We start from the raw sequence: 22,586 nt of genomic DNA on the forward strand, positions 1-22,586 counted from the left end.
GACTATGTAAAAATACAAGAGGAGAAATTCATGAAAATTTCTGAAGAAGAAGTACGCCATGTTGCCAAGTTGTCTAAGCTTGAATTTAACAGTGAAGACACTGCGGCTTTTGCGACAACTTTGAGTAAAATTGTTGATATGGTTGAGTTGCTTGAAGAGGTTGATACGACTGGTGTTCCTGTGACAACAACTATGGCTGACCGTAAAACGGTTATCCGTGAGGATGTTGCTGAAAAAGGAACAGACCGTGAGTTACTCTTTAAAAATGTTCCTGAGAAAGAAAATAACTTTATCAAGGTGCCAGCTATTTTGGATGACGGAGGAGATGCCTAATGTCTTTTAATGAGAAAACAATTGAAGAATTGCACGACCTTCTGGTCAAAAAAGAAATCTCTGCGACTGAATTGACGCAAGCAACGCTTGATGATATCCATGCACGTGAAGAGGCTGTTGGTTCTTTCATTACTGTTGCGGATGAGGCTGCCCTTGCTCAAGCTAAAGCTATTGACGAGGCAGGTATCGATGCGGACAATATCATGTCTGGTATCCCGCTTGCTGTCAAAGACAATATCTCAACAAAAGGGATTTTGACAACTGCAGCTTCAAAAATGCTCTACAATTATGAGCCAATCTTTGATGCGACATCAGTGTCACAAGCCTATGATAAGGGCATGATTGTCATCGGTAAAACTAACATGGACGAGTTTGCCATGGGTGGTTCCACAGAGACATCATACTTCAAGAAGACTAAAAATGCTTGGAATCAAGACAAGGTTCCTGGAGGTTCATCAGGTGGTTCAGCGACTGCAGTTGCTTCTGGTCAAGTTCGTCTGTCACTTGGTTCTGACACAGGTGGTTCTATCCGCCAACCAGCAGCCTTCAATGGTATCGTTGGTTTGAAACCAACTTATGGGACTGTTTCACGTTTTGGCTTGATTGCCTTTGGTTCATCTTTGGATCAGATTGGTCCCTTTTCACAAACGGTTAAGGAAAATGCTCAGCTTCTAAACGTGATTTCAGGAGCTGACAGCAAGGATGCAACATCTGCACCCGTTCACATTGAAGACTTCACGTCAAAAATTGGTCAAGATATCAAAGGTATGAAGATTGCCCTTCCTAAGGAATACTTGGGAGAAGGTATTGATCCAAAAATCAAGGAAAATATCCTTGCAGCAGCTCAGCAATTTGAAAAAATGGGAGCTATCGTTGAAGAAGTCAGCCTTCCACACAGCAAGTACGGTGTGGCAGTTTACTACATCATCGCCTCATCAGAAGCGTCATCAAACTTGCAACGTTTTGACGGTATCCGTTATGGTTTCCGTGCTGAAGATGCTCAAAATCTAGAAGATATCTATGTCAAAACACGTAGTCAAGGTTTTGGTGAAGAGGTCAAACGCCGTATCATGCTAGGGACTTTCAGCTTGTCATCAGGTTACTACGATGCCTACTTCAAGAAAGCTGGTCAGGTGCGTACCTTGATCATCCAAGACTTTGAGAAGGTCTTTGCCGACTACGATTTGATTCTTGGCCCAACAGCACCAACAGTTGCCTATGACCTTGGCAGTCAAAGTCAGGACCCTGTTGCCATGTACTTGGCTGACCTCTTGACAATTCCTGTTAACCTTGCTGGTCTTCCAGGTATTTCAATCCCATCAGGATTTGTTGATGGCTTGCCAGTTGGTCTTCAATTGATTGGTCCTAAATACTCAGAAGAAACTATCTATCAAGCGGCATCAGCCTTTGAAGCAACAACTGACTACCACAAACAACAACCCGTTATCTTTGGAGGTGCTAAGTAATGAACTTTGAAACCATCATTGGACTTGAAGTCCACGTTGAATTGAACACCAACTCAAAGATTTTCTCACCATCATCTGCTCACTTTGGTGAAGATCCAAATGCCAATACCAATGTCATTGACTGGTCATTCCCAGGTGTTCTTCCAGTTATGAACAAGGGTGTCATTGATGCAGGGATCAAGGCTGCGCTGGCTTTGAATATGGATATTCACCAGCACATGCATTTTGACCGTAAGAACTATTTCTACCCTGATAATCCTAAAGCCTACCAAATTTCTCAATTTGATGAGCCAATCGGTTACAATGGTTGGATTGAAGTAGCTTTGGAAGATGGTTCAACTAAGAAAATCCGTATCGAACGTGCCCACCTGGAAGAGGATGCAGGGAAAAATACCCACGGTACAGATGGTTATTCTTATGTCGACCTCAACCGTCAAGGTGTGCCTTTGATCGAAATCGTGTCAGAAGCGGACATGCGTTCTCCAGAAGAAGCTTATGCTTACTTGACTGCACTTAAAGAAATCATCCAATACACAGGCATCTCAGATGTTAAGATGGAAGAGGGGTCTATGCGTGTGGATGCTAATATTTCTCTTCGTCCTTATGGTCAAGAAAAATTTGGTGTCAAAACAGAGCTTAAAAACCTCAACTCTTTCTCAAATGTGCGTAAAGGTTTGGAATACGAAGTCGCTCGTCAAGAAAAAATCTTGCGTGCAGGTGGTCAGATTCAACAAGAAACACGCCGTTATGATGAAGCCAACAAGGCTACTATCCTCATGCGTGTCAAAGAAGGGGCTGCGGATTACCGTTACTTCCCAGAGCCTGATCTACCACTTTATGAGATTTCTGATGAGTGGATTGAGGAAATGCGTGAAACCCTTCCTAAATTCCCAGCTGAGCGCCGTGCTGCCTATGTTTCAGAGCTTGGCTTGTCAGACTACGATGCTAGCCAATTGACAGCAACTAAGGCAACTTCAGACTTCTTTGAAGCTGCAGTTGCAATTGGTGGTGACGCTAAACAAGTCTCAAACTGGTTGCAAGGTGAGGTTGCCCAATTCCTTAACAGTGAAAACAAGACCATCGAGCAAATCAGCTTGACACCAGAAAACTTGGTTGAAATGATTGCCATCATTGAAGACGGCACCATCTCATCTAAGATTGCCAAGAAAGTCTTTGTACACTTGGCTAAAAATGGTGGATCAGCGCGTGATTATGTTGAAAAAGCAGGGCTTGTTCAGATTTCTGACCCAGAAGTCCTCATTCCAATTATTCACCAAGTCTTTGCAGATAATGAAGCAGCAGTAGCTGACTTCAAATCAGGGAAACGTAATGCCGACAAGGCCTTTACAGGATTCCTCATGAAAGCAACTAAAGGACAAGCAAACCCACAAGTTGCCCTTAAACTTCTTGCCCAAGAACTGGCTAAATTGAAGGATTAAGAACTAGCTAGCCTAGATAAATCTAAGAAACGTTTGGAATAGTGCTCCAAACGTTTTTCTTATTATGAAATAAGGGGAAATCTTAAAAATCTATTGACTGAAAACGTTTTATTGGGTAAAGTAGTAGTGTAGTAAGTAATATCTTTAAATGGAGGTTTATGAAATGAGAAAATTTAGGTTATTACTCTTGCTGCCGCTTTTATTACTTGTGGTGGCCTGTTCAAAGAGTCCCAAGGAGACTTTCTTATCCTATCTAGAATCTAATAATTCTAGAGACGAAAATTACGGTATGAGCTATACGGTTAAAATTAGCGATATCCAAGGAGCAGATTCGTCTTCAAGTTCTACCTTTGACTTATCAAGTTTTGAAGGCAAGAGCTTGTCATTTGAGATGCAATATAATGTCAAGGATACTCAAGCTGAATTTAGCACAGACCTGTCTGATATTAATGATAAGGTGTCTAAGGTAGACTTTATTTATGATGATGACAAGGCTTATGTCAATGCTGACGCTCTGTTTGCCTACTATGGATTTGATACGACAACGGTTAAAGGTAAGTATGTTGACCTAGCAGAGATTTCTGACAATGAAATTCCAGCTCTTAGTGATTATGAGTCAATGGAAGCTGATTACAGTTGGTTGGAAGATATTGATGAGGATAGCTTTACTGAGAAAGATGGTCAAGTAACAGCTACTATCAAGATGTCAGACTTAATTGAGCAAGTGGCTAAACAAGCAGATGATGACACTTCAGAAACTTATTTGAATATTGCTAAGGCTAGTCTCTCAGACAAATCAACTGCAAAAATTACGCTTGATGAAGACGGCAGTGGTGAAATCAAAATGACAATTGCCTTCGCTGATGGTATCGATTATGGTTTTGATTCAATGACGCTGGAAATCAGCTTCAAGAAAATTGATTACAAGAAACCAAGTATCCCAACAGCTTCAAATATCCTGTCAAAAAGTCAACTTGAGTCAGCAATGGAAAGCAGCTATCGTCTAGATGATACAACCTTCCAAGGAATCTATGATGTGGTCAAGGATAATCTCAAGACAGTAGACCAGGCTACACTCAAAGAATACGTCAGCGAATACTCAGACTATATGACAGATGAACAAAAAGCTAAGATAAATGCATTGATTGCTCAAGCCAGCGCAGCCTAATTAGAATTAAACCAAGGAAATTTTCCTTGGTTTCAGAATGTAGACAAACCTAGTTTACAACAAAATTTAAAATCAAAGCTCTGCTTACTTAAAATAAATCTTCCGATTTCATGCGAGCGTAAGCGAGCCCCAAAAGATACTTCCGCCGTGATGAAAGTGTAAGAAATACTTATATAAAAGCATTTCTTACACTCGGAATATTTGAGAGTGAAACAGTCCAGTGGACTGTTTCAAGTCTGAGCCTTAAAACTGGAAAGCGAAGAGGCTCAAATGGAATTCCACTGATTCCTGAAATCATCTGCTGGATAATTTCACCTGACGTCCGACATCACTTAAGGAAAGTATCGAAAAAAGACTTTGTCTTCAACCAGAAATCAAGGAAATTTTCCTTGGTTTTTCTTTTTTTAAAAATTACCAAAATCTTATGATTTATTTTTGAGAAGGACTATCTCACTTGCTTAAATATGTTACAATAGTTAGACTGACTTGAAAGGGAGATTTTGATGAATAAGCAATTACAGGGAAGTTTAATGGTTCTAATCGCTGGAACAGCATGGGGAATTTCAGGGGTTTCTGGTCAATATCTGATGGCTCATGGAATGAATGTCAATCTGCTAACCTCATTGCGACTGTTGATTTCAGGTTTGGTATTGACCTTGATGGCCTATCTTGGTCAAAGGGAGAGATTCAAGCAGATGCTGAAAAGCCCTAAAACGATGGTAGGAATTGTTCTATTTAGTCTTCTAGGATTGCTGATGAATCAATATGCCTATCTAAATGCGATCAAGGAGACCAATGCTGGTACTGCAACTGTTTTACAGTATGTGACACCTATTTTGATTCTTGCCTATGTCTGTCTGAAAAGTCGTCAACGTCCTAGTTTGATTGAATTAGTAGCGATTGTTATGGCTATTTTGGGGACCTATATTATGGCTACTCATGGTCAATTCAATCAACTGGCAATTACACCTCTAGGTCTTTTCTGGGGACTAGCCTCTGCAGTGACTTATTCTCTTTATATCCTAATACCTGCCAAGCTGATTGCTGAGTGGGGCTCTCTTATTATCATTGGACCTGCTATGCTGGTTGGTGGCGTTGCTTTTCCGATTTTTACCCAATCATGGCAATACCCTCTTGATTTAGCTCCGAGAAATCTTCTGGCTCTCTTTGGGATTATTGTTATCGGGACCCTTTTTGCCTACACGGTCTTTCTGAAGGGAACAACCATCGTGGGACCTGTCAAGGGCTCTCTCTTTGCCTCCGTAGAACCTATTGCATCGGTCTTCTTTGCTGTTCTTATCATGAAGGAATCCTTCTATGCTATTGATTTCTTGGGAATGCTCTTAATCATTTTAGCTGTTGTTCTTATTTCCTTGAAGGATCTCATGGCGTTAAATCGAAATATATAATTGACTGGTAATACTAGCTTGTTTTTGAAAATGAGCCCGGTATTACCATTTTTGTTTTCCTCCTTTTTTCAGAAATTTTCTTGAAATAACTTGATACATCAATTTATTTGTGTTATTCTGTTAAGTAAATTAAAAGATAATGAGGTTTAAAAGAGAGAAGATGGAAAATAAAGGTAAATTCTGTAGTTTTTTGATTGCTATGCTCTGCCTATTTCTCCCTCTGAAGGTTGTATCGGCTGATGAGGTGAGTGTACAAAGTGAGCAGATCAATCCAGAACAAGGAGACCAAACTCAGTATCCAAGTGATTTGCAGAATCAGGTTCAGGAGATGAGTCAGGAAGAGCTGGCTCAGGAGTTGGAAACAAGTGAGACAAGCCAGTCATTGGTGGAGGAGCAGATGATTCCAGCTACTGATGCTGACATGGAGTCAGTCAGTCAAGAGGAGCCTAGTTTTAGTGCGCCAGCGTCTGAAACGCAAACAATAGTCAATCAGGAAGGAGTAAGTGCTACTGATGTGGATCTAGCAGCGTCAGCTATTTCCCAAGAAGAACCAAAAGTGTCGGATACGACTGTAAGTGAGGCTTCGTCGGAAGAGGTTCAAAATCTTAATCAGGACCAGTACCTATCTGATCCAATTGCCAGCAAGGCTAGCTATCAGCAGGGGCAGGAGGTTACTTATCAGGTTCAGGTGAGCAATGAAACGTCTACTGAGCAGGCTCTCACCTTGTCGCTAAGCTTGGCTAAGGCTAATCAAGTTGTTGCAGAGCTCCAGCAGCAGAGTCCTCTTCTAGCTGTCGGTCAGTCATACGGAATGACAATGACAATTCCAGCAGAGCTTTTGGAAAATAATCAAGGTTATTTGGTGACTTTTGGGCTCTTGGATAGCCAAGGTCAACTTCTGACAGAAAAACGTGTCGGCTTATCTGTTGAGGAAGACTGGACCGTCTTTCCACGTTATGCTGCTATTGCAGGTTCTCCTGCAAGTGATAATAGCCTGCTTGTATCTAATCTTCCTAAGTATGAACAAGAGTTAAATCTGCTTTCAAGTATGAATATTAACTCTTACTTTTTCTACGATGTCTATCATACGACAACAGATCCCTTGCCTGATCTGGCTGAGTTTGATCAGGAGTGGAATAGCTGGAGTCACAGCAAGGTCGAGACAGCAGCAGTTAAGAGTCTGGTTGATCAGGTTCATGAGTCTGGTGCCAAGGCTATGCTATATAATATGATGGCAGCTGATTCAAATCCCAAAAATCCGACATTCTCTCCTGGTACTATGGTCTATAATTTCTATGATGAGGGTTACGGAGATCCTGGTCAGCCTATGACCTATTCGATAAAAGGTAATGAATTTCAAGTCTATTACAATCCTGCAGATAAGGATTGGCAGACCTATATTGCAAATCAGATGTTGGCGGCTATGCAGCGTTATGGCTTTGATGGTTGGCAGGCAGATACAATCGGAGATAACCGCGTTACTTCGCTTGAAGATGCTGGAAGCAATGACCTTGAGCGCAGCTTTATGATGAGTGACACCTATGCCAATTTCCTAGCCTATGTTAAGGAAGTTTTTGGTTCGGATTATTATGTGACTCTCAACGATGTCAATGGTGAGAATATCTACAAGACCTTTGAAAGTCCACAGGATGTTCTCTATACGGAGCTTTGGCCAAATGGAAGATCTGCTATCAAGGGACGTTTGCAGACCAGCTATGGTGATTTGAAAGCTCGTATCGATCAGGCTTTTGACTATACTGGGAAGTCCTTGGTTGTTGCAGCCTATATAGAAGAGCCAGAATTCGATTATGAACAGGATTGGTTGCCCTTGAATGGAGCAGCGCGTGATGTGAAAGAAGGTTTAGGTTTCCAAGCGGATGCAGCCTTGCTTGTTGATGCTGTTATTGCAGCGTCAGGTGGTTATCATATGACCCTTTCAGCTATCGCAAATCCTAAGGCTGACCTCAGCCTCCTTCAAACAGCCTACTATCCAACACAAACCTTGACAGTATCCGATGAGCTACTAAGCAAACTTTACAATTATCAGCAGTTTATCACTGCCTACGAAAATCTTCTTCGAGGTGGTCTAACTAACGATGCTACTGATTTGGTTAAAAGTCAGACTAACTCTGGCAATCTTCTATCCACAGATTCTAGCGGTACTAGTGGTAATCAGGTCTGGACCTTCTCAAAATCAAATGATGACGTCAAAACGATTCAACTTATTAATTTGATGGGAATTGATGCCGACTGGAAAGACCAGGAAGGTTATGCTAATAATAAGACACCAAGAACACAGTCAGATTTTCAAGTTATTTACAAACTTACTGGCTACAGTCTGGAAGAAGCAGAAATCATGGCAGCACAGACCTACCTCACTTCACCAGATAATTGGTTGACATCATCTGTTATAGCTTTGGAGACGACTCTGAGCTTAGCAGAAGATGGGACACCTATCCTTACCATCCAGGTTCCTAGATTAGAACTATGGGATATGATCTTCATCAAGGTTAAACAAGAAGAATCACAGACTGTTACATCACTTGTCATTTCAGATAAAGACGATGAGAGTAGAAAGATTGCACTAGTCGATCCAGACATTCAGATTCAAGAAGAACCAGCTCAAGATGAAACTATCACAGACACGCCAACATCAGATGATCCTCAGGTTACAATTACAGACCATGAGCTTCCACAAGAGGTTAATGAAAATCAAGTAGAAGAGCCAGTACAGGATTTTCCAACTCAAGATGAACCTGTCATTGACACACCGATATCAGAAGACCCTCAAGTTATAATCACAGACCCTGAGCCTACACCAGTTATTACTCAAGTTGTTGAGCCAGAACTCGTTCAAGATCACCCAGCATCGTCGGTTGATATGACACAGGATCCTCAACCGCAAGAAATAATTAAATCAGAGCCTAAGAAAGAAACTCTTTCAGAAGAGGTTACTAAGCTAGCTGTTAATGAGGCACTTCCCGCCAATGCAGACAGTAAATCTGAACAATCCTCTCTCCTTAAAGTTGTCTCTTTGACCAGTCAAAAAGAATTCCCGATTTTTGTCGAACTTCCAAAGAAATCCTCTAAGATTTCAGTGATGGTAAGTAAGGACTTTACTAAAAATACTAAGACAAGTGAGACTAGCTATAAGGCTAACAATCAGTTAGAATTTGGAAAAGCTCTAGTTTCCTATGACCTAACCTTGTCAGAAGGTGTATGGTCTAAAAAGCAGGAATTACCAAAAACAGGTGAATCAGATGAAGTCATCTATCAGGCTTTAGGTCTCTTGACCGTCTTGGTATCAGCCCTAGGTTTATTCTGGAGAAGCAAGGACTAGTCTGCTTTGAATTGTCTTTCTTCTCACAGAAGAAATTTAATAAGTTCAAACGATTGACAAGAGGTTTTGCCTATAAGATAATATTAAAGGGATATTTTCTATTCCTAATACATCCTAAGGAGAAACTCCATGACTATTAAGAAAAAATTGACACTTTTGGCTCTACCACTTGTAGCCCTATCTGCCCTTGCCTTTTTCAGTCACGATGCTGAAGCAGCAACTATTTCTTCTTCAAGCAGTCAGACTAAGTTTAGCAGTATTGTTAGCTCTGACCTTCAATCAACAAACACTGGCTATGAACAATTGATCAAAATCAGAAGATGGGGTCGCAAATAAGAGTCTCTTATTTGCTGATTCAGCCCTTAGATAAAGGATCATGGGTCCAATGTGAGGGCTTGCATCAATAATAGTTTTATGCTATTATTGATGAGTAGCCGCTATAGTTAAATGGTATAATAGAGCAATGGTAATGCTCAGTTCCGAGTTCAATTCTCGGTGGTGGCATCTGTTTAAACCTTCTAGTTTTCTAGGAGGTTTTTTTGCATGCAAAAAAGGTTTGAAGAAGTAATCTTCAAACCTCAGAATGTAGACAAATCCATTTTATAACGGAACTTGGTAACAAAGCTCTGCCAACGTGAAATAAATTTTCCTATTGGCGTGAGTGCTAAGACAGTCTGGGAGACTGTCTTAGGCATTTACCTGATACTTCAGCCGTGATGAAAGTGTAAGAAACGCCTATATAAAAGAATTTCTTACACTCGGAATATTTGAGAGACTAGGCTCAAATATTAGTTATGGAATTCCACTGATTCCTGAAATCATCCACTGGACAATTTCACCTGACGTCCGACATCACTTAAGGAAAGTATCAAAAAAGACTTTGTCTTCAAACTTTTTATCTTATAGTTACTCTAGTGGTGACTAATTGGATGCTTGATGGTTCTTGCCATCTCCTCTGGGCTTTCTTTGGCTCCAGTCTTAATCCAAGTTATGATTAAAGAGTAAATGGTTGTAATATATATTTCAAAAGCAAATTTTTCCTGCATATCGTAGTGGTCCTGAAACTTCTGCTTCAAATCAACTTCAGAGTGTAGAATAATTTCTGAAATGTATTTTTTGATGGTAGCTTCAGATGTTGAAAAATGATCAATCAAACTACGGATTAGTGTGTAGTTCTCTTTGATGTAGGTCAGTGCTTGGGAAATGACGCCTTCCTCAAGCTGACTATCCTGCATAAGAATGACTGAAATATCATCCAGTAATTGTGCTGCGATGACTTCGACCATATTTTCCTTATTGGAAAAGTGGTTGTAAAAGGTAGCGCGACTTACGCCCGCCACCTCAGTAATATCTTGAATGGTTAGGTAATCAAATTCCTTTTCATTTAACAAGCTCACTAGAGCTGCTGAGATCTTTTGCTCAGAAATAGACCTTGCATAAGTCATTCTGGCTATCTCCTCCCAAGAATAAATTATAAAGTATATACAATTAGAAATCAAGTAAAAGCTATAAGAAATGTAAAAATTTAATTTTGACTGATAGAATAGTATGAATTTACAAAATATTTGACAAACCTTCCTAGTTTGTCAAAGTTGAAAAAGTGAAATAGTGTAAGCTAGAATTGGAACTATTTAATGATGGATAAAGGGTTCTCGATCTGTTTAGAGATTAATTTGAGAGAGATACTAACATCAATTGTAAAAGGGGAACGAGTATGGCCTATTATTTAAAAAGCCATGTTGCGTTGACTGATCGTAATCGCCATGCCCTATTTCACGAATTCTTGATTAGTGATGACAAGGGAGAGGAATATTACATCAGAATGCCTAAGGAGATGAAGGAAACCCGTTTCTTGATTCGCTTTAGGACATCGCAATCATCGAGTAAGAGAGAGAACGATTTACTGGAAGAGATTTGTCATGGAGAGGCCTTTCGCGAGTGTCGTACTTCTTATGATGACTTTTTAGTGTTTGCCACAAGCCACAATCTTGGCGTTGATGTTCTCTACAACCGCTTGTAAAAGCATAGTGGGAGAGGAGATACAGGTAAGATGACGTTTTATTCATTTAATTAAGTAGTGATGTTTTCTACAAAGCCAAGGAGAGAGGGCTAGTAGAGACTTGAGACCTGAGGGGTTCCCTTAGGTTTTTTGTATTTTTTTGAAAAATAGCAGGGCATTTTACTGAATATTGTCCTAAAACATGCTATAATAAAAAGGATTGTTTATCGGGAGGAAATCATGACTTTTGAACAAACGTTTTTAAAAGATTTTGAAGATTGGGTTAATACTCAAGTTCTTATCAATGAAGGTGCCGTCAAGGCTAGCCAGCAGGTCTGGGAAGAAGACGGAGATGAGCGTGCTAAAGACGCTGCAATCCGCTATGAAAGTAAGCTTGATGCTTATCGTTTTTTACAGACAAAATTTGAAAACTACCGTTCTGGTAAAGGATTTCACGATCTTCCAGACAATTTACTTGGAAAAAGAGAATATTAAAGGAAAGGTTTGACTAGGTTTCTGCTCTGCCATTTGCAGAAAAAGAAAAGGACCTATGATCTATTATGGCAAAAAAGAAAAATAAAATTTATCGTAAAAAAGAACTTAAGTTAGCATTGAAACGCTCAGGAGCTCTCAAAGCAAATCAAGTAGCTGCTTCTCAAGTTGTTGCTCAGCCTGCACCAGCACCTAAAGCACCAGCTCAATCTCAAGCTACTCTTAGCTTGGAAGAATTTTCAGCAATCTCAGCAGTGGCTGATATCCGTGCCAACCTTGTAGAAACTCTCTACAATGAAGGTATCCAATCAGTTGCAGACTTTGCAAAATTCACTGAAAAAGAAGTGCTTGCTTTCAAAGGAATCGGTCCAGCAACCGTAGCAAAATTGAAAGAAAATGGCGTGACTTTCAAGGCTTAATCTTCTTGCTTTCAGCTCTCTAATCTGCTATAATCAAACTCATCAGAGGTGTTTTGAAGCCCATTTGTCACAGGAAGCGGCGTTACTGAGAAATCCGCACAAATGTCAAAACTAGTTACTGATGTAACCAATTGAATCAAATAAAGTTGTGAGTGGTCTCCACTCAAATGTGGGTGGTACCGCGGAGCAATTCGTCCCTGTCAGATTTGGCAGGGGCGATTTTATTTTAATATTTAGGAAGGAGGAGAGTATGGCGAAAAAGAAAAATCGTAAGAAGGAATTAAAACGCCAACAAAAACTAGATATTAAAGTAGTTCCAGAAGAAGAGAATTTTTTAAGTGAGCAGTTAATGGATGGACAACAACCTAGATTTGTTGAGCGTCGATTAATCCAAAACTTCGATGAGTTGCATACTGCTATGTTTCAATATATGGACGAACATGATGGAGAGGTTGATGAAAATTTAGTTAGTTTTCAATTGAGAAATAATCTCTTTAAGTGGCGAAAGGATCATGATTATTTTCGTCAAGCGATGATTACTCCGAATGCAAAGAAACGTCAGAAACTTTTGATAGCAGTTCTAGAAGAAAATCCCAATTATTTTGCGGCAGATTTTCATTTATTACTGTCAGAGCTTGTTGAATTTGATTTGTCCACATATCAGAAATGTATAGATTTTGAGGAATCTACATTAGCTAAATGGAAAGAGATAGGCTATCTTGATTGGAATTATTTGGAAGCAAGACCGATATTACAAGCTTTACTATTTCTGATTACCTATTATACTGATGAGAATGCTTATCACAGGGCTTTACATCTTGTAAATCTGATTGAAAAGCAACAACTGAAACGCTATCCTCCAGGTTATGTATTTCAAGTTTTATCTCTCTATCACATGGTAGGTGATGAGAATAAAGTTGAGCAATTTTATCAGAAGGAACTTAAACAAGGAAAGTGTGATGATACCATTCTTATTCATGCTGTCATCAGTGCATTTTTGAAAGGTTCTATTCCAGAAGCACAGTCTCTTTTCAAAAAGTTAGTTGAGATAAATGATGAGGCTGCACCATTCTTTGCTGATCAAGATTGGCTTGATTCATTAGTTGACATTGAAGAAGAGGAATGTTATTTACCGAATTCTGTTCAATCTCTTCAAGCAAGCTTATATCCTTTAGAAGAATTTTTAGACAGAAATCTAATTATCGGTGATTTTTTGACGCAGGAAGCTCAGAAATATGACACGTCATTTGTGATGGACGATTGGTATGTATCAGAACAGACTCATCTATCAAATCTTGTCAGCTTTGTAGGAGCCAGAAAATTAGCGACTGATCCTAGGTTATCATTCATAAAACACGATATGTCTCTAGCCTTGTATGATTCAGGAATTGAGAGTTACGATGACTTTAAAAAATATACAGAAAAAGAGATTCTATCTATAAAAGGAGTTGGACCTGTTACGATTCAAAAATTGAAGGAAGCAGGAATCGTCTTTAAAAAGTAGTTCAAGAGGTTGAAAAATATGCAGATTCTAGAAGACTTCGATGGTAAAGCATTACCAAAACTAGAAACGGACCGACTTATCTTGCGTCAGCGAACGGTGGAGGATGTGCCAGCCATGTTTGACTATGCTCAATTAGAAGAGGTCACATACCCAGCAGGATTCCCACCAATTGCTAGCTTAGAAGATGAGTATGATTATTTTGAAAATCATTACTATCAGCGCTTGGAAAAGGAAAAGCTACCTTCGGGCTATGGCATTACCATTAAAGGGAGCGACCGAGTAATCGGCTCATGTGATTTTAACCACCGCCATGAAGATGATGTTTTTGAGATTGGCTACATGCTTCATCCTGACTACTGGGGTTATGGCTATATGACTGAGGCTGTCGCTGCTTTGATTGAAGTCGGCTTTACCCTCCTCAATCTCCACAAAGTCGAAATCCGCTGCTATGACTACAATAAGCAAAGTCAGCGCGTGGCAGAAAAGCTAGGCTTCACACTTGAAGCTACCATCCGTGACCGTAAGGATAAAGAAGGAAATCGCTGTGCAGACCTAGCTTATGGATTGCTGAAGAGTGAGTGGGAGAAAAGGTAGAGTGTTTGAAACAAGTGATAATATTGATCAATTTATTCTTACATTAAGGGACTTAAATGAAATTATTGAAAAAAGAGCAAAGCTTAATTTACTGGATAATGCGGTGTTAGCAGAATCTTTTTATAAAGAAATTTTAAATACTTTATTTTCTTGGAAGTTAGAAAATTTAAATATTGAACAGTCCAATTTTGAAGCAATTGATTTAATTGATGATAAAAATAAAATTGTTGTTCAAATTTCATGTACTTGTGAGAATCAAAAAGTGCGTAGTACCATTTCTAAAGATGAATTAACTAAAGAAGATTATAAGGAATATGTACTTTACTTTGTTTTTATTGGAAAACAGAATAGCAATATTAAAAATGGTAGATATAATAATACTTCACAATTGAATTTTGATCCCAAGAAGAATATTGTTTTAACAGAAGATTTAATAAAAAAGTTTCAGGATTTAACCCCAGCTTCTCAGCGTAAAATTCTTGATATTATTCAAAATTATCTAAGTAATGAGAAAAATGGAGAGAATATCTTATCAAAAAGAGAAATTTCAGAAAGAATTCTTGAAATTTTGGATGAGAATAGTGAAATCTTTTTTAAGTATGGTCCACATTCTAAAGTGGCTTCAACTAGTCCAATGAGTGAGTCTTCCTATAAAATTTGGAATAAGCAAAAGCAAAAAATTATTGAGAATAACAAAAATATATTAAATTTGTATAGTAAATATCAATCATTTTTTAGTAGAAAAGAAAAAGTGCTATTTAACAAATTTAAATCAAATGTTGAATCATTTGAATGTAATGACAAACAAAGACTAGATTCAAATGTATATGAATCATTTCCAGAAGACTTTCCAAAAATGTTAGAATCAATTATTAAAAATCAAGGAGTTAATTAAAATGGCTAATTTTAGCGATGAACCGAGAACGGAATCAGTAATCTTTTTTGAACAGGTATTAGATAGACATGATAATGTTATTAGATTTGAAAGACAGGAAGATTTTACTTATAAACTAGTGCTTAGTGATGATAGGACATATTTAGTGTGGTTAACTAATAAATATACCGTATCTATCAATGATGTAGTTGAAAAGATAAATGAAGATTTTGATGCTTTAGTTACTATTAGTATGTGGAATGGCTATACGTATGAAGCTAAAGAACATGCCTTACAAAATCATTTTGGTTTATTCAAAATCAGAGAATTTATGGGAGCATTAAATTACCCAGACCCATCTCAGTATTATATGGGGATTGACGAGGAAGATGGTAAAAAATTGTATGGGGAATCTCATTATAAATTTAACTGATGATATTGGGTTAAAAAAACTACTTGATGAAACAATTCAATTCGAACTTTATCAATTTGGTTCTTCATTAGAAAAAGAAGATTTTAACGATATTGATTTATTGTTGATTTACAAAAATAGTGAAAAAAACAATCAGAATCAAATACTAATTCAAAAGAATGCAATTAAAATGTATTTATCTGAACAGTATCAGACTGATATTGATATAACTGTTTTATCAGAAAACGAAGAGATAGAGAAGAAATTTCTAGAGCAGGTTAACTATATAAAAATATATTAAGGAGAAAAACTATATGTCAAAAGAATTATCACCAAAATACAATCCAGCCGAAGTTGAGGCTGGTCGTTATCAAACTTGGATTGACCAAGATGTTTTCAAGCCATCAGGAGATGCTGAGGCTAAGCCTTATTCTATCGTGATTCCACCACCAAATGTTACTGGTAAATTGCACTTGGGTCACGCTTGGGATACTACGCTTCAAGATATCATCATTCGTCAAAAGCGTATGCAGGGCTTTGACACGCTTTGGCTTCCAGGTATGGACCATGCTGGTATCGCTACTCAAGCTAAGGTTGAGGAGCGTCTGCGTGAGCAGGGCATTTCACGTTACGACCTCGGTCGTGAGAAATTCCTCGATAAAGTTTGGGAATGGAAAGACGAGTATGCGACTACAATCAAGGAGCAGTGGGGCAAAATGGGGCTATCTCTTGACTACTCACGTGAGCGTTTCACCCTTGATGAAGGTCTCTCAAAAGCTGTCCGCAAGGTCTTTGTAGAGCTTTACAAAAAAGGTTGGATCTACCGTGGTGAGTTCATCATCAACTGGGATCCAGCTGCCCGCACAGCCCTTTCTGATATCGAGGTTATCCACAAGGACGTCGAAGGTGCCTTCTACCACATGAATTATATGTTGGAAGATGGCTCGCGCGCTCTGGAGGTTGCTACAACCCGTCCAGAGACCATGTTTGGGGATGTGGCTGTCGCTGTTAATCCAGAAGACCCACGTTACAAGGACTTGATTGGTAAAAATGTAATCCTGCCAATCGTTAACAAACCAATTCCAATCGTAGCTGACGAGCATGCTGATCCAGAATTTGGAACAGGTGTGGTTAAGATTACGCCAGCTCACGACCCTAACGACTTTGCGGTTGGTCAACGCCACAACTTGCCACAAGTTAACGTCATGAACGATGACGGTACTATGAATGAACTTGCTGGTGAATTCAATGGTATGGATCGCTTTGAAGCTCGTAAGGCTGTTGTTGCTAAGTTGGAAGAACTCGGTGCTCTTGTTGAAATCGAGAAAATGACACACTCAGTTGGTCACTCAGAACGTACTGGTGTCGTAGTTGAGCCACGCTTGTCAACACAATGGTTCGTTAAGATGGACCAATTGGCTAAGAATGCCATTGCCAACCAAGACACAGATGATAAGGTTGAATTCTACCCACCTCGTTTCAACGATACTTTCTTGTCATGGATGGAAAATGTTCATGACTGGGTTATTTCACGTCAATTGTGGTGGGGTCACCAAATCCCTGCTTGGTACAATGAAGCAGGTGAGATGTATGTCGGTGAAGAGGCTCCAGAAGGTGACGGTTGGACACAAGATTCAGATGTTCTTGACACATGGTTCAGCTCTGCCCTTTGGCCATTCTCAACCATGGGTTGGCCTGACACTGAAGCAGCTGACTTCAAACGCTACTTCCCAACGTCAACCTTGGTAACTGGCTATGACATCATCTTCTTCTGGGTGTCACGCATGATCTTCCAATCCCTTGAATTTACAGGGCGTCAGCCATTCTCAAATGTCCTTATACATGGGCTTATCCGTGACGAAGAAGGTCGCAAGATGTCTAAATCGCTTGGTAACGGTATTGACCCTATGGATGTCATCGAGAAATACGGTGCTGACAGCCTTCGTTGGTTCTTGTCAAATGGCTCTGCTCCAGGTCAGGACGTTCGTTTCTCTTACGAGAAAATGGATGCCTCATGGAACTTCATTAACAAGATTTGGAACATCTCACGTTATATCCTCATGAACAATGAAGGCTTGACACTTGAGCAAGCGACAGCTAATGTTGACCAAGTTGCGTCAGGTGCTGCAGGAAATGTGACTGACCGCTGGATTCTCCACAACCTCAATGAAACAATCGCTAAGGTTACAGAAAACTTTGACAAGTTTGAATTTGGTGTTGCTGGCCACATCCTTTACAACTTTATCTGGGAAGAGTTTGCCAACTGGTATGTTGAGTTGACTAAGGAAGTCCTTTACAGCGACAACGAAGACGAGAAAGTCATCACACGCTCTGTTCTCCTTTACACTTTGGATAAGATTTTGCGCCTTCTCCACCCAATCATGCCATTCGTGACAGAAGAAATCTTCGGTCAGTATGCAGATAGCTCAATCGTAACAGCTGCTTACCCAACGGTTAACCCAGCCTTTGAAAATGCTGCTGCCCACAAGGGAGTTGAAAGCTTGAAGGACTTGATTCGTTCCGTGCGAAATAGCAGAGCAGAGGTAAATGTTGCTCCATCTAAACCAATCACTATCTTGGTTAAGACAAGCGACAGCGAACTTGAAAGCTTCTTCAAAGACAATAGCAACTACATCAAACGTTTCACAAACCCAGAAACACTTGAAATCAGCTCAGCTATTGCCACACCAGAACTAGCCATGTCATCAGTCATCACAGGAGCGGAAATCTTCCTCCCACTTGCTGACCTTCTCAACGTTGAAGAAGAGTTGGCACGACTTGAAAAAGAACTCGCCAAATGGCAAAAAGAACTGGACATGGTAGGCAAAAAACTCAGCAACGAACGCTTCGTAGCCAACGCCAAACCAGAAGTTGTCCAAAAAGAAAAAGACAAACAAACCGACTACCAAACAAAATTCGATGCCACACAAGAACGTATCGAAGAAATGAAGAAGTTGGTGGGGTAAAAATATAGAAAACGCTATCATAATGATGGCGTTTTTTGGTATAATGAGAATTGGAGGTTGATTAAAGATGAATTTTGTATACATAGCATTATTAATAGTTTTTTTCTTTGTGTGGTTAACTGGTAAGACGGTATATTATGTGATTAATACAACATTTCGAGACTGGTTTCCGTTTTTATATTTTCTCTATTTATTGTTTTTCAGGATAATTCCAAATAATATTCATGAATTCAATTTTGTTGCTTCTATAGTTTTTTTCTTTTTTATTATTTCAATTTATAAAGACTTTTTCCGTGGATTGAGGATTATTATAGGTGGGTGTTCACTTGGATATCAATCTATTGAAATATTTGATAAGATAAAAGAATATTTATTTAAAGAAAAATTAGAAAATGTGGCTGAATTTTTGTTAGCTACAGCTCTAATTGGATTCATTTATATTTACATGAATAATGACACTCTATATATAAGCTTGGCTGATAAAAGCACTATAGAATTGTTAGGCTTCATAGTTGGTATTTTTAGTATGTACGGGATTTATATTGGTTTTTTACAATATTTAGCTGGTGATGTAAAATCCGATACTTATCTAGGGAGAAGTAAAGTTAATTATCTTATTAGGAAATCATTTTGGTATCAAATAACACAATCAAAAATATTTTTGATGATGTTACTGGCTACTGTAATTATCCCAGTAGCAGTGAAACTAAATATAGCTTTCACAAAGGAGTTTACCATACTATGGCAGACTTCTTATATGCTATTATTAGTCATTTATATTTTTTTACTGAGGACAAGTTTATATATTATTAGAGTTGCGTTCTTAATGAAATCAAAAGATGATGGAAATTTAAAAAATAATATGAGAAGGCAATTTCAGAGAGAATATAAAAATGCATTTTGGATACAATATAGAAGCGAAAAATACAGATCGGTAGATTTTATTAAAAATTATTTAAGTTATGATATAAACAAAGTAAATGAGAATGAAAAATTAGAATTTATACAAACAGTTTTTGAAAGTGATTATTTAAATGAAGACACACTTTATAGAACAATAATTGAGAAAGTAAGTTCAGATTATGGATTACTTAAATGGAAAATTTTAAAGAATAAATTATTAACTAAGTTCGAAACTTGGTTTGTAAAGACTACCTCATCTGTAAAAAGTGTACAAGATAGAAATAATGTAGCAATATCTGAAGAATGGCAACATTTTTATTCTTACTATAAAAAATTCTCTGAATCTAAATGGGAATTTTTGACAGAAATATCAGATACGAAGATAAATACGTTTTATCACTACTATCCTTTAATAAGAGATGATGAAAAAATTATTGAACAAATATTAAACAAACAAAATGTTGATCAAATTTTAAGAGTGGAACTAAGTAGTAATTCTTCAAGGTGGCGGAGTTTTGATTTGAATGACAGTATTTTAATTAAGTTATTTAATATTAAGTGTCAGCTTGTGACCGATATAAGTCATCTAAATAAACTAATAAAAGATACAGAAGAATCTACAAGAGATCTTAACGATAAAGAGAAATTTTCAGAGTTACAAATACATTTTTTCAATGAACTGGAAAAATATAAATGGAAAAAATTGATTTCTTTAAAAGAAAAAATTGATAAAGATATTTATCTTTCTAGTAATAAGGGGGTGTATTATAATTCAAATCAAGATAGGGTGGAATTAATCGATAATAGTGATCTCTATTCAGAAATTTTTTTGGAGCAAATTATAAAAAAATATAATGATAATTTGTATAAATCGATGAATCCAATTTATCAAATTTTATACCATCTATACAATGATACAGCTGATTTAGATTGTAGGATAGATAGTATAGTTCGGAACTTAGAAATTCCAATTGAACTTATTGCTTCAGAAATTGTAAAATTAATTTATCGTAGCAGAGTATTAGAAGGTGGAATCATAAAGAAACACTATAATAATGTCTTGGAGAATAGATTATGGAAATATAAAGTTTATCAAGAAAAATACAACCAATTAGATATGTTGAAGAATCATGTTGATACAGTAAATAATAACTTTTTACCGATCTTTAATAAAAATAGGCTAGTTGGTGAATTTGACATTGATTCTAAAGTAAAAGAGTTAGAACTTGAAGTAAAAGAGTTAAAACTTTTTATCAGTTTAATTAAGCTAGGAGACATGAATAAGACCCCGATAAGTGTTGATTCCTTAGATAATAATCAAATATTAAAAAAGAGAAATGACAAGGTGGTTGAACTCATTAATAAATACGATAATGATGTAGTATTTAGTGCTATTGCATTATTTAAAAATATAGATTTAGTAACTGACAATGGATTAAATTACTTATACTGTCCAATTCCTAATAGAGTTGAGCTAGAGAGTCAGTCATGGTTTTATTAATATAATTTGTTAATATATAACAATACTTAAATAATGATATATTAAATACCAAGGAGCTAGCGTGACAAATTCCGAGATTTTTATCATATATAGGAAGTACAGTATTGCCGCTTTCTTTTATCATATTTGCTAATAAATTTGAAGTGTATGTAAGGGTGACTCATGATTTGAATTACCCCAATTTTCCTTTTGATTTACGTAATATCCACGTTATTCCTGATAATAAAATAATGTGATTATGGAAGTTCACCTGTCAATCTTTCTCTATTGCGGCTATCGTAAAGAAGTTCAAAAAAGGTATCTGCATCTGTAACTCGCTTAGTGTAGTATGGTTGTGTATTGCAAATCTCCAACAAGCCCAATCGTAAGGTTAGGCTTGTTTTTTTGGTATAATATAAAGAGTAACAAACTACAACACCAGTTTAGAAAGGCTGACAAGAATGCAAGCAACATACAACATTGATAATCCTGAATTGTCATATCAGATCAAACTGGATCTTTGGGAGACTGGCTTCGGTCTTCAGAAGGTAGATGGTTTGAGTCCGTCAGCTTATATGGTGGAGCTTGCTGAGAAGCAGGCGCGTGGTGATTACTCTTACGAGCAGGTCTATGAGGAAATCACAGATTATCATAGAACAAAGGATGATAGTACTACTGAGGCTGATTTGGTTTCCTTGAGAATAGCAGAGCTATTGTCACGAAGTGGATTTTCTTTTAGCCCAGCTACGCTATTAACGATTCATAAGGAACTTTTTCAGGATATTTTTGATGAGTCAATCCCTGTTGGACAGTTTCGTCAGACTAACATTTCTAAAAAAGAAGATGTTTTAAGAGGAGAGAGTGTTGTTTATGCTGATTTTTCTATGATTCAAGCAACGCTTGACTATGATTTTCAACAAGAAAAGTCTTTTCAATACTCAGGACTTTCAAAGAAAGCTATTGTTGCTCATATTCAATCTTTCATTTCGGGTATTTGGCAGATTCACCCTTTTAGAGAGGGAAATACGAGAACGACAACGGTTTTTCTTATCAAATATCTGCGTGAATTCGGTTTTGAAGTTGATAATAGACCTTTTCAAAAGCATGCACAGTTTTTCAGAGATGCCTTGGTTTTAGATAATGCTAAAATTCTACAAAAGCGACCAGAATTTTTGACAGCCTTTTTCGAAAATCTTCTGTTAGGTAGCGAAAATAAATTATATGAAGAAGAGATGTATAAAAGTTTAGGTTTAGAAAAATTCTAACAGACTAGGATTGCAAATTTAAGTTTTATTTTAGGGAAGATTTATATACTATAACCATCCTAAAACTTTTCTTTTTCATAAATCTCCTGAAATAGTCGACTTACGTCGGCTATTTCTTTTTTTATAGGTAACTTTTTTATCCCGAATAATCATTTTATGAGGTTATTTTAGTGCTAAATTTCCGTTAGTTCTTTACATCTTTACAATTCTATTAGATAATGGAGGCTGGGCAAAAACGAGCTTCAACATAAAACCACACAATGATTTCCGTCTCGAAAACAATCAAGACGAAAGAATCACTGTGTGGTTTTTGAGTATGTGACGTTTTTAAGGCTAGATTCTTAGCCAATTTTGTGAGATTCATGCTCATAAAGAGGAAGCCAATCTCCGTTTGGACTGCTTGGTTTCCTCTAACGTGAACTCTACGTACGCCAAAAACGCTCTTTAACCTACCAAAAACGGGTTCGACATCGATTTTCCGTTTGGCGTAGATACGAGAGCCTTCTTGGCTATGTAATTCTTC

At 37.7% G+C, this 22,586-nt stretch carries 20 protein-coding genes and 1 tRNA gene; 19 read left to right on the plus strand and 2 right to left on the minus strand.

The features are described 5' to 3' along the window. Window positions 1-30: 30 nt before the first annotated feature. The 8 genes from gatC to JOC28_RS02075 all read left to right on the plus strand — a co-directional run bounded on the left by gatC (window position 31) and on the right by JOC28_RS02075 (window position 9,659). Entirely contained in the window at window positions 31-333 is a 303-nt protein-coding gene (gene gatC, locus JOC28_RS02040; RefSeq protein WP_205008979.1) for an Asp-tRNA(Asn)/Glu-tRNA(Gln) amidotransferase subunit GatC, read from the plus strand. After that, entirely contained in the window at window positions 333-1,799 is a 1,467-nt protein-coding gene (gatA, locus tag JOC28_RS02045; RefSeq protein ID WP_205008980.1) for an Asp-tRNA(Asn)/Glu-tRNA(Gln) amidotransferase subunit GatA, read from the plus strand. Before gatC ends, gatA begins: the two co-directional genes overlap by 1 nt. Beyond that, the gene (gene gatB, locus JOC28_RS02050; RefSeq protein WP_205008981.1) at window positions 1,799-3,238 is read left to right on the plus strand and encodes an Asp-tRNA(Asn)/Glu-tRNA(Gln) amidotransferase subunit GatB; all 1,440 of its coding nucleotides are present in this window, start codon (window positions 1,799-1,801) and stop codon (window positions 3,236-3,238) included. The genes gatA and gatB overlap by 1 nt, the downstream gene beginning before the upstream one ends. A 289-nt stretch (window positions 3,239-3,527) precedes the next feature. Further along, entirely contained in the window at window positions 3,528-4,406 is an 879-nt protein-coding gene (locus JOC28_RS02055; protein ID WP_205008982.1) for a hypothetical protein, read from the plus strand. Window positions 4,407-4,909: 503 nt separating this feature from the next. Then, entirely contained in the window at window positions 4,910-5,815 is a 906-nt protein-coding gene (locus JOC28_RS02060; RefSeq protein WP_205008983.1) for a DMT family transporter, read from the plus strand. 160 nt (window positions 5,816-5,975) lie between these two features. After that, complete coding sequence (locus JOC28_RS02065; RefSeq protein ID WP_205008984.1) at window positions 5,976-9,155, plus strand: glycoside hydrolase family 66 protein; 3,180 nt, start codon at window positions 5,976-5,978, stop codon at window positions 9,153-9,155. Window positions 9,156-9,284: 129 nt separating this feature from the next. After that, window positions 9,285-9,491: a hypothetical protein gene (locus tag JOC28_RS02070; protein WP_205008985.1), complete on the plus strand. Its 207-nt coding sequence runs from the start codon at window positions 9,285-9,287 to the stop codon at window positions 9,489-9,491. Between the two features lie 97 nt (window positions 9,492-9,588). Continuing rightward, window positions 9,589-9,659 (plus strand) — tRNA-Thr (locus JOC28_RS02075). Window positions 9,660-10,066: 407 nt separating this feature from the next. Here JOC28_RS02075 and JOC28_RS02080 read toward each other — a convergent pair. Beyond that, window positions 10,067-10,600, minus strand: a complete 534-nt coding sequence (locus JOC28_RS02080) for a TetR/AcrR family transcriptional regulator (RefSeq protein ID WP_205008986.1) — start codon at window positions 10,598-10,600, stop codon at window positions 10,067-10,069. A gap of 299 nt (window positions 10,601-10,899) precedes the next feature. Between JOC28_RS02080 and JOC28_RS02085 the strand changes: the two genes are divergently transcribed. The 11 genes from JOC28_RS02085 to JOC28_RS02135 all read left to right on the plus strand — a co-directional run bounded on the left by JOC28_RS02085 (window position 10,900) and on the right by JOC28_RS02135 (window position 22,063). Then, a complete protein-coding gene (locus JOC28_RS02085) occupies window positions 10,900-11,175 on the plus strand; it encodes a hypothetical protein (protein ID WP_205008987.1) in 276 nt (91 codons plus the stop codon). 219 nt (window positions 11,176-11,394) lie between these two features. Beyond that, the gene (locus JOC28_RS02090) at window positions 11,395-11,649 is read left to right on the plus strand and encodes a DUF1912 family protein (protein ID WP_205008988.1); all 255 of its coding nucleotides are present in this window, start codon (window positions 11,395-11,397) and stop codon (window positions 11,647-11,649) included. Window positions 11,650-11,714: 65 nt separating this feature from the next. Beyond that, window positions 11,715-12,065, plus strand: coding sequence for a helix-hairpin-helix domain-containing protein (locus tag JOC28_RS02095; protein ID WP_205008989.1), 351 nt, complete (start codon window positions 11,715-11,717; stop codon window positions 12,063-12,065). 250 nt (window positions 12,066-12,315) lie between these two features. Next, window positions 12,316-13,569: a helix-hairpin-helix domain-containing protein gene (locus tag JOC28_RS02100; RefSeq protein ID WP_205008990.1), complete on the plus strand. Its 1,254-nt coding sequence runs from the start codon at window positions 12,316-12,318 to the stop codon at window positions 13,567-13,569. Window positions 13,570-13,587: 18 nt separating this feature from the next. Then, the gene (locus JOC28_RS02105; protein ID WP_205008991.1) at window positions 13,588-14,163 is read left to right on the plus strand and encodes a GNAT family N-acetyltransferase; all 576 of its coding nucleotides are present in this window, start codon (window positions 13,588-13,590) and stop codon (window positions 14,161-14,163) included. A gap of 1 nt (window position 14,164) precedes the next feature. Next, the gene (locus tag JOC28_RS02110; protein ID WP_205008992.1) at window positions 14,165-15,058 is read left to right on the plus strand and encodes an SMEK domain-containing protein; all 894 of its coding nucleotides are present in this window, start codon (window positions 14,165-14,167) and stop codon (window positions 15,056-15,058) included. Window position 15,059: 1 nt separating this feature from the next. Continuing rightward, window positions 15,060-15,470 carry a hypothetical protein gene (locus JOC28_RS02115; protein WP_205008993.1) on the plus strand — a complete coding sequence of 137 codons (411 nt, stop codon included), beginning with the start codon at window positions 15,060-15,062 and terminating at the stop codon, window positions 15,468-15,470. Further along, complete coding sequence (locus JOC28_RS02120) at window positions 15,442-15,750, plus strand: nucleotidyltransferase (RefSeq protein ID WP_205008994.1); 309 nt, start codon at window positions 15,442-15,444, stop codon at window positions 15,748-15,750. Before JOC28_RS02115 ends, JOC28_RS02120 begins: the two co-directional genes overlap by 29 nt. 13 nt (window positions 15,751-15,763) lie before the next feature. Then, complete coding sequence (locus JOC28_RS02125; protein WP_205008995.1) at window positions 15,764-18,415, plus strand: valine--tRNA ligase; 2,652 nt, start codon at window positions 15,764-15,766, stop codon at window positions 18,413-18,415. Between the two features lie 67 nt (window positions 18,416-18,482). Continuing rightward, on the plus strand, window positions 18,483-20,819 hold the full coding sequence (locus JOC28_RS02130) for a YbjQ family protein (RefSeq protein WP_205008996.1): 2,337 nt from the start codon (window positions 18,483-18,485) through the stop codon (window positions 20,817-20,819). 440 nt (window positions 20,820-21,259) lie between these two features. After that, window positions 21,260-22,063, plus strand: a complete 804-nt coding sequence (locus JOC28_RS02135; protein ID WP_205008997.1) for a Fic family protein — start codon at window positions 21,260-21,262, stop codon at window positions 22,061-22,063. A 211-nt stretch (window positions 22,064-22,274) separates the two neighbouring features. Here JOC28_RS02135 and JOC28_RS02140 read toward each other — a convergent pair. Next, window positions 22,275-22,586, minus strand: a 312-nt coding sequence (locus JOC28_RS02140; RefSeq protein WP_205008998.1) for a transposase, incomplete at its 5' end; no start/stop codon positions are given.

This window comes from Streptococcus loxodontisalivarius (assembly GCF_016908645.1).
Lineage (GTDB): Bacteria > Bacillota > Bacilli > Lactobacillales > Streptococcaceae > Streptococcus > Streptococcus loxodontisalivarius.